This is a genomic window from Xanthomonas citri pv. mangiferaeindicae (assembly GCA_002240395.1).
GTDB lineage: Bacteria > Pseudomonadota > Gammaproteobacteria > Xanthomonadales > Xanthomonadaceae > Luteimonas > Luteimonas citri_A.
In genome coordinates this window covers 2,401,263-2,415,094 of sequence record CP016836.1, presented here as the reverse complement: position 1 = coordinate 2,415,094, position 13,832 = coordinate 2,401,263, and the positions used below count along the sequence as shown (strand labels likewise).

The window sequence follows — 13,832 nt, the reverse complement described above, 5'->3', positions numbered from 1 at the left end:
ATGAATCTGCGGGATCTGCGCTACTTCGTCGCATTGGCCGAACATCGGCATTTCGGCCGCGCCGCGGCCAGCTGCTTCGTCAGCCAGCCGACGCTGTCGACGCAGATCCGCAAGTTGGAGGAGGAACTGGGCGTGGCGCTGGTCGAACGGGCGCCGCGCAAGGTCATGCTGACCCCGACCGGCCAGCAGATCGCCGAGCGCGCGCGGCGGATCGTCGCCGACATCGAGCAGATGAAGGACGTCGCGCGACGTAGCGCCGATCCTGAGGCCGGCTCGATCCGACTCGGCGTGTTTCCCACGCTCGGCCCCTACCTGCTGCCGCACGCCGTGCCGCTGGTGCGTGCACGGTTCCCCGAGCTCGAGCTGCTGCTGATCGAGGAGAAGAGCGACGTGCTGCTGTCGCGCCTGCACGACGGCCGGCTCGACGCGGCGATTCTTGCGTTGCCGCTCGACGACGAGCAACTGCACACGCAGTTCCTGTTCGAGGAGCCGTTCGTGCTCGCCGTGTCCGACCGGCATCCGCTGGCCGCGCAGGACCGGCTGGACCTGCCGGCGCTGTCGCAGCAGAAGCTGCTGCTGCTCGAGGACGGCCACTGCATGCGCGAGCAGGCATTGGACGTGTGCCGATTGTCCGGCGCCGCCGAGCATGCCGAATTCCGCGCCACGAGTCTGGAGACGCTGCGCCAGATGGTCGCCGCGAACGTCGGCGTGACCCTGCTGCCGGTGCTCGCGACCAAGCCGCCGGTGGCGCCGTCACCGCATCTGCACCTGCTCGACTTCAGCGACACCCGCCCGACACGGCGGATCGCGATGGTATGGCGGCGCAGCTCGGCGATGCACGATTTCCTGCTGCGGCTGGCCGAAGCGCTGCGTGCGCTGCCGGCAGGCTTGCTCGACCCGGCGGCGCCACGCGCCGCCTGAGCCAGCCGCGCATCGGCGACGCTACAGCGCCACACCCACCGGGCAGGCGACGCCGGTACCACCCAGCCCGCAATAGCCGCCAGGGTGCTTGTGCAGGTACTGCTGATGCTCGTCCTCGGCGTAGTAGAACGTCGGCGCGGGCGGTCCCGCCAGCTCAGTGGTGATCGCCGGGAAGCCCGCGGCCTGCAACTGCGCCTGGTAGGCATCGCGGCTGCGCACCGCCAGCGCGTGCTGGTCGGCAGTGGTGCAGTAGATCGCCGAGCGGTACTGGGTGCCGACGTCGTTGCCCTGGCGCATGCCCTGGGTGGGATCGTGGCCTTCCCAGAACAGCTGCAGCAGATGCTCGAAGGCGACCTGCGCCGGGTCGTAGACCACCAGCACAACCTCGGCATGGCCGGTCTGGCCCGAGCACACCTCGCGATAGGTGGGATTCGGGCTCAGCCCGCCGGCGTAGCCGACCGCCGTCGTCACCACGCCCGGCAGCGACCAGAATTTGCGCTCCGCGCCCCAGAAGCAGCCCATGCCGAACTGCACCTGCTCAATACCGTCGAAGGCATCGCGCAGCGGTCGCCCGTGCACGGCATGCACGTTGTGCAGCGGCAGCGGCGTGTCGCGGCCGGGCAGCGCGTCCTGCGCCCGCGGCAGGCGCTGCTTCCACGCTCCGATTCCCAGCATCATCGAACCCTCCTGCGGATGCGGCCGGTCGCCGCCTCTCATGGATGCGGCATGCCGACCCGGGGTTCAAGGGCGCTGCGGCTCAGATGCCCGCGCGCGATCGCTGCCCTTCAGCCCGGCGAGGAAGATGCCCGCCAGCGTGCAGGCCAGCCCCAGCCATTCGCGCGGCACCGTCGGCCGCTGCAACACCACCAGATCGAGCACGAACGCGCACACCGGCTGGGCAAGCAGCAACAGGCCCACCAGTGCGACCGGCAACTGCTGCATCGCCCGCGAGATCAGCATCCAGCTCAGGCAATGCCCGAGCCCGGCCAGCAACAGCAACCAGGCCAGGGCACGCCAGCTCGGGATCGCGAACGACACGCCCTCGGCCAGACCCGCCAGCCCCAGCAGCACCGCGCACAGCAGCGACACCAGCGCCAGCACCTGCGCGATCGGCGCGGCGCGCAGCGGCGCCAGCCGCTGTCCGGCGCGCTGCACCTGGCGCAGACCGACGTTGTAGACCGCGTAGCACAGTCCGGTTCCCAGCCCCAGCCACACGCCCCAGCGGTAGTCGGCCGGCAGCGCGGCCCAGTCGGCACCCAGCAGCAGCCACAGCCCCGCGAAGGCGAGCACGATGCCGCCCAGAAAGCGCGGTCCCAGGCGTTCGCCGAACAGCACCATCCCGGCAAGCGCCATGAAGAACACCTGCGCATTGGCCAGCAGCGTTGCCAGGCCGGGGCCGATCAGCAGGATGCTGCGATGCCACAGCCACAGGTCGGCCGCGAACGCGGCGGCGGGCAACAGCGCCAGCCACCATAGCCGTGCCGGAATCGGCCGCCAATCGCGACGCAGCGCGACCCAGAGCGTGAGCAGGGCGCCGGCGAACAGCATGCGGTAGAACGCCGAGATCGTCGGCGGCGTGCCGGCCAAGCGCACCATCAGGCCGTTGCTGCCGATCAACACGGCGCCGGCCAACATGCTCGCGAGTGCAGCGCGGCCGGCGGGAACGTCCTGCATGGCACCGATCCAGCGATGGGGGAGCGGCAGCGTAGCAGCGCCCTGCCCCCGGCCGGCACCTCAGGCGAAGACGGCCGGCGCCATCCGGACGCGATTCCTGCCCTCGTGCTTGGCGGCGTAGAGCGCCTTGTCGGCGCGCGCCAGCGTCTCGGCGGCGGTGCGTTCGCCGCGACGTCGGGTCGCGATGCCGATGCTGACCGACAGCCCGACGCGCGTGCCCTCGTGGCGGACATCGACCTCCTCGACCGCCATGCGCATGCGCTCGCCGATGACCCGCGCCCGCGCGCCCTCCAGGCCCGGCAGCACGACCATGAACTCCTCGCCGCCGTAACGGCCGAACACCGCGCCGTCGCTCAATGCGCCTTGCAGCGCGGCCGCGACCCGGCGCAAGCAGTCGTCGCCGCAGGCGTGGCCGTAGCGATCGTTGACCGACTTGAAGTGGTCCAGGTCGACGAACAGCACCGAGACCGGCCGTTCGTCGCGTTCCGCATCGGCGAAGATCCGCGCCACCCACTGGTCAAGCATGCGGCGGTTCATGGTGCCAGTCAGTGCGTCCATCTCGGCCGAGCGGCGCAGCTTGAGCGCGGCCGCCGCCTGGTCGACGTGCTGCTGCACCAGCCGCAGCAGTTCGGCGATCAGCGCCATGTCCTCAGGCAGAAACCCGGCGTCGCCGGCACGGCGCATCACCAGCACGCCCCAGACCGGCGTGCGCATCTGCAGCGGCACCCACGCCTCGACCGCCGGCCCGCGCCCCTCGTCCGGCGCAGGTTGCTGGGTCGCCACGCCGGCAACCGCCAGCCGGCGCAAGGCCTGCTCGCGCGAGGCCAGGCTGCGTTCGACGCGCCCGGCCACGCCGGCCGGCTCGACGAAGACCTGGTCCACACCGAGATAGCCGCGCAACAGCACCGCACACGACTCGGCGGGCACCAGCGGCATCAGGTGCTCGACCAGCAAGCGAAAGCCGCAGGCCGGCAGCTCCCCCGCATCCAGCCCGTCGAGCTGGGCCTGCAGGGCCGCCGACAGATTCGCGCGGGCCGCCTCGCGGCGCATGCGGCGCTCGGTCTCCATCCGCGCGATCCGGTCGCGATCGCGCTGGTCGCGGTAGTCGCCGATCCGCTGCACCAGGGCCAGCCCCAGCACCAGGACGAACGCGACCGCGCCGCCCTGATACCCCAGGTGGACGAGCGGCACGTCGGCGGCGAGCCCGTGCCGGACCAGGGCGGCCCAGGCAGCGGCGATGACTGGCACGAATGCGGTCACCAGCAACCAACCGGCCAAGACGACGCCGCGGCGTGCACCATCGACCAGCATCGCCAGCCCCGCGATGCCCGCCAGCAGCCAGCCGTAGGCAGTGATGCGCTCGATGACGCCATCGAGCGCCGGCAAGCGCAGGGCGCAGACCGCAGCCAGCGCCGCCAATACCATCGCCAGTACGCGGACGATACGCACCAGACGGTCGTCACGTCCGGGCATCGCGTAGGCACGCACAAGTGACAGCCAGACCGCGGCATAGAGCAGCGCCAGTGCCGAAACGCCCTGCTCGCGCCACGCCCCCAGCAGCGATGCGCCGGGCAGCCCGTACAGATGCCCGTTGCGGGCCTGCAGCAGCAGCACCAGCACGACCACATAGCCGAAGAACCCCACGAACAGGCGGTCGCGCGAGGCGTGCGCCAGCGCCAGCGCCATCGCCGCCAACGCCAGCAACCCACCATAGACGGCGCCAGCCAGCGCGACGCCCGAGCGCTCGATCCGCCGCACGTCGACGGCGCGGGCCAGCACCGGCCGCATCGTCGCCGGAAGCGGCCGGTCGGCATGCAGCGTCAGTTCCACCGGGCCCTGCCACTCCGGCAGCACGAAGCCATAGCCAGTCGGCAACATGCCCTCGTCGTCGCCGACCTGGAAAAAGCCACGCGGCTCGCTGCGCCAGCCATCGGCGGCTTGCAACTGCAGCCCCTCGACCATCTCACGGGGAAACCACAGTGCCCAGCGCCCACCGGCGGCATCGCCGCTCGGCAGCGTGAAGCGCAGGCGTGCCTCTGCCCCGGGGGACGCGTCGGGCGCCGGTGGCAGGACCTCGACCGCGCGGCGCTCGCCCGGCCGCAACTGGGTGGAGGCGACCAGCGCGACGAACAGGCCCAGCAATACCAGCAGGCAGCCGGCCAGCACCCAACCGTGGCCGGGAATCGCACGCGCACGTTCGCTGCTCGTCATCGGCGGGCCCTCTCGCACACGTCGGCGCGCGGCCGACACATCGTCGCCCACGCGCCGCCCGCGCGCCTTGTCGCTGTCGCGCTGCATCCTGCTCCTTCCCGTCGGAAATCCGTACTCCGTCACAACATTATGTCATCGGCGGTCACACAAGCGCCGCGCCCCGGGCAGGCTCGGCCACCGCCGGCCCTGCCGACCGGTCCGCTACACTGCGCAGTTCATTCCGCCTTTCCCGAGCCGTCCGCCCCATGTCCGCAGGTCCGATCGAATCCGCCGCCCCGCCCACCGACGCCGCCGCTCCGGTGCGCCAGGACTTCATCCGGCAGATCGTCCGCGAGGACCTCGCCAGCGGCCGGCACACGACGGTCCGGACCCGGTTCCCGCCTGAGCCCAATGGGTATCTGCACATCGGCCACGCCAAGGCGATCTGCCTGGACTTCGGCATCGCCGACGAGTTCGGCGGGCGGTGCAACCTGCGCTTCGACGACACCAACCCGGAAAAGGAAGACCTGGCGTTCGTGCGTGCGATCGAGGACGACGTGCGCTGGCTGGGCTTCGACTGGGCCGAACTGCGCCACGCCTCGGACTACTTCGAGGTCTATTACCTGGCCGCCGAGAAGCTCATCGCGCAGGGCGATGCCTTCGTCTGTGACCTGACCGCCGAGCAGGTCCGCGAGTACCGCGGCACGCTGACCGAGCCGGGCCGCAATTCGCCGTTCCGCGACCGCAGCGTGGACGAGAACCTGGACCTGTTCCGGCGCATGCGCGCCGGCGAGTTCGCCGACGGCACGCGCACGCTGCGCGCGAAGATCGACATGGCCAGCGGCAACATGAATCTGCGCGACCCGGCGCTTTACCGGATCAAGCATCTTGCCCACCAGAATACCGGCGATGCGTGGCCGATCTATCCGATGTACGACTATGCCCACGCGCTGGGCGACGCGGTCGAAGGCATCACCCACTCGCTGTGCACGCTGGAGTTCGAAGACCATCGCCCGCTCTACGACTGGGTCGTCGACCGAGTCGACCTGGCCGGACATCCCGAACTGCTCGCATCGTTGACTGCGCGTGGCCTGCCGGTCGTCGCGGCCAAGCCGCGTCAGATCGAGTTCTCGCGCCTGAACATCAACTACACGGTGATGAGCAAGCGCAAGCTCACCCAACTGGTCGCCGACGGCCTGGTCGACGGCTGGGACGACCCGCGCATGTACACGCTGCAGGGGCTGCGTCGCCGCGGCTATACGCCTGCGAGCCTGCGGTTGCTGGTCGATCGGGTGGGCATCAGCAAGCAGAACTCGGTGATCGACTTCTCGGTGCTCGAAGGTGCGCTGCGCGACGACCTCGATGCACGCGCGCCGCGGCGCATGGCGGTGATCGACCCGCTCAAGCTGCTGCTGACCAACCTGCCCGAGGGGCATGCCGAAACGCTGACCTTCCCCAACCATCCCAAGGACGAGGCGCAGGGCACGCGCGAGGTGCCGTTCTCGCGGCAGCTGTGGATCGAGCGCGAGGATTTCGCCGAAGTGCCGCCCAAGGGATGGAAGCGCCTGGTGCCCGGCGGCGAAGTGCGCCTGCGCGGCGCCGGCATCGTGCGCGTCGATGAGGTGATCAAGGACGCCGACGGTGCGATCGTCGAGTTGCGCGGCACGCTCGATCCCGAGTCGCGGCCCGGCATGGAAGGCGCCAACCGCAAGGTCAAGGGCACGATCCACTGGGTCAGTGCGGCGCATGCGGTCCAGGCCGAGGTGCGGCTCTACGACCGCCTGTTCGTCGTCGAAAAGCCTGATGACGAGTCCACCGGCAAGACCTACCACGACCATCTCAATCCCGAGTCCAAGCGCAGCACCACCGGCTACGTGGAGCCGGCCGCCGCGCAGGCCGCACCCGAGCAGGCGTTCCAGTTCGAGCGCCTGGGCTACTTCGTCGCCGACCGCTACGACCACGCCACAGACAAGCCGGTGTTCAACCGCAGCGTCACCTTGCGCGACGTCTGGACCTCGGCCAAGCCCGGCGGCTGATGGCCGACACGCCCACGTCGGCGCCGGACATGCACATGGGTCCGTCGTGGATGACGCACCCGCTCGTTCGCCTGGGGGCGATCGCAGTGGTCCTGTCGCTGGCCTACGTCCAGTGGCTGCCGTTTCCCTGGCGGATGCCGATCGTCGGGGCGCTCGGCGTGACCTGGGTGTTGGTCGAGACACGCCGGTGGCGGGCCGCCGGCTTCGGGCGACAGAGCCTGTGGGCAACACTCGGCTGGACGGCTGCGCTGGTCATCCTGGTCGCAGGTATCATCGGCCCGGTGCTCGAGCCGCTGGTCGACCGGCTGACCGGAACGCCGGTGGACTACAGCGGTTACGGCGCGCTGCGCGGCAACGTTCCGATGGCGCGCGATCTGGTGCTGGGGGCCTGGCTCAGTGCCGCGCTGGGCGAGGAGCTCGTCTTCCGTGCGTTTCTGGTCCATCAGCTGGCGGCATTGTTCCGCGCCACGCCTGTGCGCGGCGCCCTTGCGACGCTGGTCGGCGGCGTCGTGTTCGGCCTGATGCATGCAGATCAAGGACTGGCGGGGATCGTGTTGACTGGCCTGGTCGGCGCGCTGTTCTGTGCAGCCTATCTGCGCTCGGGACGCAACCTCTGGGCGCTGGTGCTCGCCCACGGCCTCATCGATACCTGGGGCGTGTTCACTTTGTACCAGGGCTGGGTCTGACACCGGCGCCTCCCTCCCCCAACCTGCGCGTGCCGACATGCGCCCGCAGCGCGCGTTCGACACGGCCGACGCGCCAGGGCGGTACCATCGCGCCGATGAATCGTTTGCGCCCCTTCCTGTTCGGCCTCTGCGCCCTCGTGTCGGTCCTCATGCTCGCGGCCTGCGCCGCGCCGCACACACCGAGCACACCGCCGGCGGGCGTGCCGGCCGGCGCGCCCCCGGCCCTGTCGGTCGGCACCGGCAATCCGCTTGCCCCGGACACCGGCTGCGAGGTCGACGCCGACTGCGTGGTCAAGAATGTCGGCAACTGCTGCGGCGTCTATCCGGCCTGCGTCCATCGCGACGCCGCGGTCGATCCGCAGGCCGTCGCGGCCGACTGCGCCGCGCGCGGGCTGGCCTCGGTCTGCGGTTTCCGGCAGATCGAGGCCTGCCGCTGCGTCTCCAACCGCTGCGAAGCGGCGCCGATGGGCGTGCACACGCGCTGACCGCGGCTTCGCCGCCTGGCTTCTTCCAAGGTATCTGCAATGCTGTACGCACAAGTCCACCTCACCCTGCCCGCCTGGGTCCACGAGCATGTCGACACGGCGCGCACCTATCCCGGCGACGAGGCCAAGGTCGCGCTCGCGATCGCGCTGTCGCGGCGCAATGTCGAGGCCGCCAGTGGCGGCCCGTTCGGCGCGGCGGTCTTCGACGGCCAGGACCGCATCGTGGCGGTCGGCGTGAACCGGGTGATGCCGCACACCTGCTCGGTCGCCCACGCCGAGACGATGGCCTACATGCTGGCGCAGCAACGGCTGCAGACGCCGCGGCTCAACGAGCGCATCGGCCCGGTAACGCTGGCGACCTCGTCGCAGCCCTGCTGCATGTGCTACGGCGCCACCGTGTGGGCCGGCATCGACCGGCTGCTGATCGGCGCGCGCGCCGAGGACGTCGAGGCGCTGACGCCCTTCGACGAAGGCCCGTTGCCCGAAGACTGGGTCGGCGCCCTGACCGGCCGCGGCATTGCGGTCGTGCGCGACCTGTTGCGCGACGAGGCCTGCACGGTGCTGCGCACCTACGGCGAATCCGAAGGAGCGAAGTACTGACATGCACGACATCGACCCGGTCCAGTCGGACCTCGGCACGGCCGCGCCGGTCAGCGGCCTGCTGTGCTATTGCCGCCCTGGCTTCGAATCCGATCTCGCCGCAGAGCTGACCGAACGTGCCGCCGGCGTGCGCGTCGCCGGCTATGCGCAGGCCAGGCGCGGCGATGGCTACGTGCTGTTCCATTCCGACAATGGCCCGGCCCTGACCCACGAACTACCGTTCCGCGAACTGATCTTCGCGCGCCAGAAGCTGATGTTGCTGGCCGAGTTGCGCGATCTGGACCCGACCGACCGGATCACGCCGATCTTCGAGGCGCTGGCCGGCCGCGGACGTCATGGCGAGCTGATCGTCGAGCATCCCGATTCCGACGACGGCAAACAGCTCGCCGGCCTGGCACGCAGCTTCGGCAACGCGCTGCGTCCGGCGCTGCGCAAGCGCGGTTTCCTGAGCCAGAAGGACGAAGCGCGTTTCCCGCGCCTGCACGTCTTCTTCGTCAGTGGCACCCACGCCTTCATCGCGCAATCGATCGTCGGCGACAGCGCCCCTTGGGCGATGGGCATCCCGCGCCTGCGCACGCACACCGAGGCGCCGTCGCGCTCGGCGCTGAAGCTCGAAGAGGCCTTCATGACCCTGCTGACCGAGCGCGAGCGCAATGCCCGCATCAAGCCGGGCATGCGCGCGGTCGACCTTGGCGCGGCCCCCGGTGGCTGGACCTGGGTGCTGACGCGCGAGCACATGCGCGTGGTCGCAGTCGACAACGGGCCGATGCAGGCCGACCTGCTCGACACCGGCCTGGTCGATCACCACCGCGTGGACGGCTTCCGCTACCAGCCCGTCGGCCCGGTCGACTGGCTGGTGTGCGACATGGTCGAACAGCCGCGCCGCGTGGCCGAACGCATGGCCACCTGGTTCCGCGAGGGCTGGTGCCGGCACGCGATCTTCAATCTCAAGCTGCCGATGAAGAAGCGCTGGCAGGAAACGCTGCTGGCGCTGGACCTGTTCGCCAACAACGCCGGCGAGCATGCGACGCTGACGCTGCGTGCCCGCCAGCTCTACCACGACCGCGAAGAGATCACGGTCTACGCCAGCGTCGAGTAGACGCGCACCGGAGGACATGCCATGGCCGCAGGCTGGATCACCGCCGTCGCCCCCTACCTGCCCGAGATCGTCCGGCTGGCACGGCCGATCTTCACCCGCACGCCGCCCCAGATTGACCTCGGCCAGCAGCGGCGACTCGACGTGATCGACGCGCAGATCGGCGAACTGCAGGATGCGGCGAGCCAGAACGCCGACTCGATCACCAAGCTCGCCGTCGACATGCAGAAGACCATCGAGGTGCTGCAACTGGGTGCCGAGCGCCTGGAGCGGCGGCTGGTGCTGTCCAACCGGCTGGCCGTGGCCGCCGCAACCGCCGCGGCGCTGGCCTTCGCGCTCGCCGCCTACGCACTGGCCCGGTGATGTTCCGGGGCGCGTGATTGCGCGCTCACCGCGCTGACGGATACTGCGCGCCGACCTCTCCTTTTTCGGCGCCCTTGCGATGGCCTTCAGCCTGCTGACCCTGCTCGACGACATCGCGACCGTGCTCGACGATGTCGCGTTGATGACCAAGGTCGCCGCGCGCAAGACCGCAGGCGTGCTCGGCGACGATCTGGCACTCAACGCGCAGCAGGTCACCGGCGTCCAGGCCGACCGCGAGCTGCCGGTGGTCTGGGCGGTCGCCAAGGGCTCGGCGCGCAACAAGCTGATCCTGGTGCCCGGCGCCTTGGCGATCAGCGCCTGGCTGCCGTGGCTGGTCACCCCGCTGTTGCTGGTTGGCGGCCTGTTCCTGTGCTACGAGGGCTTCGAGAAGGTCCTGCACAAGCTCGTGCACCGCGCGCGAGACGATGCCGACAAACCCGCGCGCACCGCGGCGCTGGCCGCGGCCGATGTCGACCCGGTGGCATTCGAGCGCGACAAGATCCGCGGTGCGGTGCGCACCGACCTGATCCTGTCGGCCGAGATCATCGCGATCGCCCTGGGCACCGTCGCCGGTCAGCCCTTTGCGACCCAGTTGGGCGTGCTCGTCGGCATCTCGGCGCTGGTGACCGTCGGGGTCTACGGCTTGGTCGCGGGCATCGTCAAACTCGACGACGCCGGCCTGGCGCTGACCCGTCGCGCCTCGGCGGCGGCGCAGGCGGCAGGCCGCGCGATCCTGCGCGCCGCGCCCTGGTTGATGAAAGGCCTGGCGATCGTCGGCACCGCGGCGATGTTCCTGGTCGGCGGCGGCATCATCACCCACGCCATCCACGACCTGGCGACCTGGATCGACGAGACAGCAACCGGCCTGGGCGCATTGCCAACGGTCGGCACCGTGCTCGGCGCGCTGCTGCCGACGCTGATCAATGCGGTCGTGGGCGTGGTCGCCGGCGGTCTGGCGGTCGCGGTGGTGTCGGGCATCCGTCGGCTGCGGACGGGCAAGGCGCAGCCCCCGGCGGGCTGACGCGACAGCGGGCCCAGCGCGGTCAGCAGCGCATGACCGCCCAGGCGCCCCAGACCCAGAGACCCGCGACCCAGATCGCCAGCATCGCGATGATCGCCAGCAGCAGCCCGAGGACGACCGCGACGGCCGGCTGCCCGCGGAGCCTGCGGAACGTGATCCAGGGCAACGCGCCGCCGACGACGACCGCCAGCACCAGACAGGCGACGCCGAGGAACGCGAACAGGCCCGCATCGTCGCTGACCGCAGGACACTGCCGCAGCGCGAACGCGGGCGCCGCGCCCAGCCAAGCGGCCACGCAGGTCGCCGCCCGCAGGCAGGCGACGCCGCGCCGGCTCAGCGACCGGCGGCGCGCGCCCACAGCAGGTTGCGCAGCGGCGGCAGCGCCTGCGCGATGCCCAGCGCATGGCTGCGCAGCAGCGTCGGTGCCAGCGCGTCGGTCGAATAGACGCGATTGATGGTCTCGAACGCGTAGGCCGCGACGGTGTTATCGCTGCGCCGGGTACGCGCCCAGCGCGCCAGCCGGTGCGGCGCATCCCAGACCGCGCCGCGGCGGCGGGCCTGCGCCACCGTCTCCACCAGGCCGGCGACATCGCGCAAGCCCAGATTCACGCCCTGTCCGGCCAGCGGGTGAACCACATGTGCAGCATCGCCGACCACCAGCACACGCCCGGCGTGCTGGCTGTCGACCAGTTGGCGGCGCAGCGGAAAGGCCGCCCGCGTCGAGACCGGCGTCAGCCGCCCGAAGCGTCCTTCCGCGGCGCGCGTCAATGCGTCGGAAAAGGCGGCATCGTCCAGGCTGCGCATGCGCGCGGCCTCGTCGGCCGGCAAGGTCCAGACAATCGAACAACTGCCGTCACCGCAGGGCAGCAGCGCCAGCGGGCCGGTCGGCAGAAAGCGCTGCCAGGCCGTGTCCTCGTGCGGCTGCTCGCCGCGCACATACCCCACCACACCGCTCTGGCCGTAGTCGTGGGCCTGCGCACCGATCCCAGCCAAGCGGCGAAGCGCCGAGCCGGCACCGTCGGCGGCGATCGCCAATCGCGCCTCGATCCGGGGCCCGTCAGCCAGCCGCAGCGCGACCGAGTCTGCGGCAGTCTCGAGCGCCTCGACCGTCGCCGGGCTGCGCACCTCGACCCCGGCCGCAGCCAACCGTGCCCAGAGCCGATCCACCAGCAGGCCATGCTCAACGATCCAGCCCAGCTCACGCATGCCCAGCGCATCGGCGTCGAAGTCCAGTTCGCTGCCACCGCCGGCATCCCAGACCCGCATGCGTCGGTAGGGATGCGCGCGTGCGGCGCGCACCGCGTCCCAGACGCCGACCTGCGCCAGCAACCGCGCGTTGTCGTGCGCGAATGCGTAGACGCGCAGGTCCGGCTCGGCCGCCGTCCAGCCGGCCGGCGGCCTGGCCTCGACCAGCACCACGTCCAGGTCCTGGCCAGCGAGCGCCAACGCACAGGCCGCACCGACCACGCCACCGCCGACGACCATGACATCGCGCACGCCGCGCCGGCTCATGCCGTGGCTCCGCGACACAGCGCCGGCACGTCGCCGCGGTAGCCCATCGCGCCGCCGGCGAGCATCGCCTGCAGGCCGCGGTCGGCGTCGAGCGCCAGCAACCCGGCGCTGCGCAACGGGCGCAGCAGCGGCGAGGGGTTGGCGGTCAGCCGCGCCAGGCCATCGGAGAACGCCAGCGTGCGCGTACGGTCCTCATGCCGGCGCGCCGCCCAGGCCGCCAGCAATGCTGGCGCGCCGGGATCGCCACCGTCGGCGACCAGTTCGGCCAGCGTCAGCGCATCGCGCAAGCCGAGGTTGAAGCCCTGCGCGCCGATCGGATGCAGGGTCTGCGCCGCATTGCCGACCAGCACCACGCGCGCAGCGGTGGTGCGTTCGGCGACGACGCGGCGCAGCGGGTAGCGGCTGCGCGGGCCGACGGCCTCGAACCGTCCCGCACGCCAGCCGAACGCCGTTTGCACGCGGGTCAGGAACGCGGCCTCGTCGAGTGCGGCGACCGCGTCGGCGGCGTCGCGATCGACGCCGTGCACCAGACCGTAGTGGCGATCTCCACGTGGCAGCAGCGCGGTCGGGCCGCTGTCGGTCAGGCGTTCGAACGCGCCGCCGTCCGGCGCCCGCGCCGTGCGCAGCCGCGCGACGAACAGATCCTGGCGATAGTCGTGTTCCAGAGTGTCGATGCCCAATGCCGCACGGACGGCAGACGCCGTGCCGTCGGCGGCGACGACCAGGGCCGCGCCGATCCGCTGCTCGCCCACGCTGCCCGCGATGCGCACGATGCGCCGGCCGTCGGCCTCCGGCTCCAGCCCGACGAAGCGCGCGGGCCGATAGCGGGTCAAATGCGACAGTTCGCCCAGCCGCGACTCCAGCGCCTGACCGAAGTCGCGGGCGACCACGACCTGCCCGAACTGCTCGCGGCCGTAGTCGGCGGCGTCCAGCCGCAGGCGGCCGAAGTCGCCCTGGCGGCTGACATGGATGCGGCGGATCGGGCCCGGCGGCATCTGCAGTTTCTGCAGCACACCCAGCGCGGTCAGCGCGTTGACCGTGGCCTCGGCGAAGCTGAGATTCCGCTCGTCGAACACCGCCGGCATCGACTCGGGCGGCGTCGCCTCGACCAGCCCGGTGTCGACGCCGGCGCGATCGAGTGCGATCGCCAGACTGGCACCGACCAGCCCGCCACCGACGATCAGGACCTGATGTGCATGGTTCATGGCGCGATGATAAGCGTTCGGCATGGGCCGCCGTGCCACGCCG

General features: G+C 71.1%; 14 protein-coding genes. 8 read left to right on the top strand and 6 right to left on the bottom strand.

The features are described from left to right. Entirely contained in the window at nucleotides 1-921 is a 921-nt protein-coding gene (locus BEN78_10345) for a DNA-binding transcriptional regulator OxyR (GenBank protein ID ASR43710.1), read from the top strand. Nucleotides 922-942: 21 nt separating this feature from the next. Here BEN78_10345 and BEN78_10340 read toward each other — a convergent pair whose 3' ends face one another. From BEN78_10340 to BEN78_10330, 3 genes are all read right to left on the bottom strand, one after another. Beyond that, nucleotides 943-1,596, bottom strand: a complete 654-nt coding sequence (locus BEN78_10340) for a peptide-methionine (S)-S-oxide reductase (protein ASR45072.1) — start codon at nucleotides 1,594-1,596, stop codon at nucleotides 943-945. A gap of 66 nt (nucleotides 1,597-1,662) precedes the next feature. Further along, the gene (locus BEN78_10335) at nucleotides 1,663-2,595 is read right to left on the bottom strand and encodes a hypothetical protein (protein ASR43709.1); all 933 of its coding nucleotides are present in this window, start codon (nucleotides 2,593-2,595) and stop codon (nucleotides 1,663-1,665) included. Between the two features lie 60 nt (nucleotides 2,596-2,655). Beyond that, the gene (locus BEN78_10330) at nucleotides 2,656-4,893 is read right to left on the bottom strand and encodes a hypothetical protein (GenBank protein ID ASR43708.1); all 2,238 of its coding nucleotides are present in this window, start codon (nucleotides 4,891-4,893) and stop codon (nucleotides 2,656-2,658) included. 158 nt (nucleotides 4,894-5,051) lie between these two features. Between BEN78_10330 and BEN78_10325 the strand changes: the two genes are divergently transcribed. The 7 genes from BEN78_10325 (at nucleotide 5,052) to BEN78_10295 (ending at nucleotide 11,072) form a co-directional block, all read left to right on the top strand. Beyond that, nucleotides 5,052-6,821: a glutamine--tRNA ligase gene (locus BEN78_10325; protein ID ASR43707.1), complete on the top strand. Its 1,770-nt coding sequence runs from the start codon at nucleotides 5,052-5,054 to the stop codon at nucleotides 6,819-6,821. A gap of 134 nt (nucleotides 6,822-6,955) precedes the next feature. Beyond that, on the top strand, nucleotides 6,956-7,507 hold the full coding sequence (locus BEN78_10320) for a CAAX protease (GenBank protein ID ASR45071.1): 552 nt from the start codon (nucleotides 6,956-6,958) through the stop codon (nucleotides 7,505-7,507). A gap of 95 nt (nucleotides 7,508-7,602) precedes the next feature. Continuing rightward, on the top strand, nucleotides 7,603-7,992 hold the full coding sequence (locus tag BEN78_10315; GenBank protein ASR43706.1) for a hypothetical protein: 390 nt from the start codon (nucleotides 7,603-7,605) through the stop codon (nucleotides 7,990-7,992). 39 nt (nucleotides 7,993-8,031) lie between these two features. Next, complete coding sequence (locus BEN78_10310) at nucleotides 8,032-8,592, top strand: tRNA-specific adenosine deaminase (GenBank protein ASR43705.1); 561 nt, start codon at nucleotides 8,032-8,034, stop codon at nucleotides 8,590-8,592. Nucleotide 8,593: 1 nt separating this feature from the next. Further along, complete coding sequence (locus tag BEN78_10305) at nucleotides 8,594-9,691, top strand: 23S rRNA (cytidine(2498)-2'-O)-methyltransferase RlmM (protein ASR43704.1); 1,098 nt, start codon at nucleotides 8,594-8,596, stop codon at nucleotides 9,689-9,691. Between the two features lie 21 nt (nucleotides 9,692-9,712). Then, a complete protein-coding gene (locus tag BEN78_10300; GenBank protein ASR43703.1) occupies nucleotides 9,713-10,051 on the top strand; it encodes a hypothetical protein in 339 nt (112 codons plus the stop codon). A gap of 79 nt (nucleotides 10,052-10,130) precedes the next feature. Continuing rightward, a complete protein-coding gene (locus BEN78_10295; protein ASR43702.1) occupies nucleotides 10,131-11,072 on the top strand; it encodes a hypothetical protein in 942 nt (313 codons plus the stop codon). Between the two features lie 22 nt (nucleotides 11,073-11,094). On the opposite strand, the gene BEN78_10290 is transcribed toward BEN78_10295, so the two are convergent. The 3 genes from BEN78_10290 to BEN78_10280 are packed head-to-tail and all read right to left on the bottom strand — an operon-like array spanning nucleotide 11,095 to nucleotide 13,789. Next, a complete protein-coding gene (locus tag BEN78_10290) occupies nucleotides 11,095-11,430 on the bottom strand; it encodes a hypothetical protein (GenBank protein ID ASR43701.1) in 336 nt (111 codons plus the stop codon). Next, nucleotides 11,406-12,584: a 2-octaprenyl-3-methyl-6-methoxy-1,4-benzoquinol hydroxylase gene (locus tag BEN78_10285; protein ID ASR43700.1), complete on the bottom strand. Its 1,179-nt coding sequence runs from the start codon at nucleotides 12,582-12,584 to the stop codon at nucleotides 11,406-11,408. The genes BEN78_10290 and BEN78_10285 overlap by 25 nt, the downstream gene beginning before the upstream one ends. After that, on the bottom strand, nucleotides 12,581-13,789 hold the full coding sequence (locus BEN78_10280; GenBank protein ID ASR45070.1) for a 2-octaprenyl-6-methoxyphenyl hydroxylase: 1,209 nt from the start codon (nucleotides 13,787-13,789) through the stop codon (nucleotides 12,581-12,583). The genes BEN78_10285 and BEN78_10280 overlap by 4 nt, the downstream gene beginning before the upstream one ends. Nucleotides 13,790-13,832: the final 43 nt, after the last annotated feature.

Excerpts from the sequence above, each read along its gene's own strand:
- BEN78_10315 (ASR43706.1), top strand. The coding sequence starts at position 7,603 with ATGAATCGTTTGCGCCCCTTCCTGTTCGGCCTCTGCGCCCTCGTGTCG.
- BEN78_10295 (ASR43702.1), top strand. The coding sequence starts at position 10,131 with ATGGCCTTCAGCCTGCTGACCCTGCTCGACGACATCGCGACCGTGCTC.
- BEN78_10320 (ASR45071.1), top strand. The coding sequence starts at position 6,956 with ATGCCGATCGTCGGGGCGCTCGGCGTGACCTGGGTGTTGGTCGAGACA.
- BEN78_10335 (ASR43709.1), bottom strand. The coding sequence starts at position 2,595 with ATGCAGGACGTTCCCGCCGGCCGCGCTGCACTCGCGAGCATGTTGGCC.
- BEN78_10325 (ASR43707.1), top strand. The coding sequence starts at position 5,052 with ATGTCCGCAGGTCCGATCGAATCCGCCGCCCCGCCCACCGACGCCGCC.
- BEN78_10300 (ASR43703.1), top strand. The coding sequence starts at position 9,713 with ATGGCCGCAGGCTGGATCACCGCCGTCGCCCCCTACCTGCCCGAGATC.
- BEN78_10310 (ASR43705.1), top strand. The coding sequence starts at position 8,032 with ATGCTGTACGCACAAGTCCACCTCACCCTGCCCGCCTGGGTCCACGAG.
- BEN78_10280 (ASR45070.1), bottom strand. The coding sequence starts at position 13,789 with ATGAACCATGCACATCAGGTCCTGATCGTCGGTGGCGGGCTGGTCGGT.
- BEN78_10285 (ASR43700.1), bottom strand. The coding sequence starts at position 12,584 with ATGAGCCGGCGCGGCGTGCGCGATGTCATGGTCGTCGGCGGTGGCGTG.
- BEN78_10345 (ASR43710.1), top strand. The coding sequence starts at position 1 with ATGAATCTGCGGGATCTGCGCTACTTCGTCGCATTGGCCGAACATCGG.
- BEN78_10330 (ASR43708.1), bottom strand. The coding sequence starts at position 4,893 with ATGCAGCGCGACAGCGACAAGGCGCGCGGGCGGCGCGTGGGCGACGAT.
- BEN78_10305 (ASR43704.1), top strand. The coding sequence starts at position 8,594 with ATGCACGACATCGACCCGGTCCAGTCGGACCTCGGCACGGCCGCGCCG.
- BEN78_10340 (ASR45072.1), bottom strand. The coding sequence starts at position 1,596 with ATGCTGGGAATCGGAGCGTGGAAGCAGCGCCTGCCGCGGGCGCAGGAC.